The organism is Lysobacter sp. TAB13, from assembly GCF_052113885.1.
In the GTDB taxonomy this organism is placed as follows: Bacteria; Pseudomonadota; Gammaproteobacteria; order Xanthomonadales; family Xanthomonadaceae; genus Lysobacter; species Lysobacter gummosus.
Genome location: NZ_JBFRDR010000445.1, coordinates 1 through 351 on the forward strand (window position 1 = coordinate 1; position 351 = coordinate 351).

A 351-nucleotide genomic window follows, 5' to 3' on the forward strand; every position below is an offset into this window, starting at 1 on the left:
GACACAGGTCTATTCGGTCAATCGCGGTTTCCTCCGTGCGCCGGCCCAGCTACAGGCGGTCACCGGCGTGTCCTTCTCCGTGGAAGCCGGCAAGACGCTCGCCGTCGTCGGTGAATCCGGTTGCGGGAAGTCGACGCTCGCCCGCATGGCGACGCTGATCGAGAAGCCGACTTCGGGCGCGCTGATGCTCGATGGTCTTGACGCCGTCACGCCGCCTCCGGGCGAAGCCAAGCGCCTGCGGCGAACCGTACAGCTGGTCTTCCAGAATCCGTATGGCTCGTTGAACCCGCGCAAGAAGATCGGCGCGATCCTGGAAGAACCGCTTCTGATCAATACCTCGCTGACGAAGGC

1 protein-coding gene is annotated in these 351 nt (G+C 64.1%); it reads left to right on the forward strand.

What is annotated here, in order from left to right; all coding sequences use genetic code 11:
- The coding region (locus AB4Y92_RS26895; protein WP_441822397.1) for an ATP-binding cassette domain-containing protein at positions 1-351 on the forward strand (351 nt) is incomplete at both ends.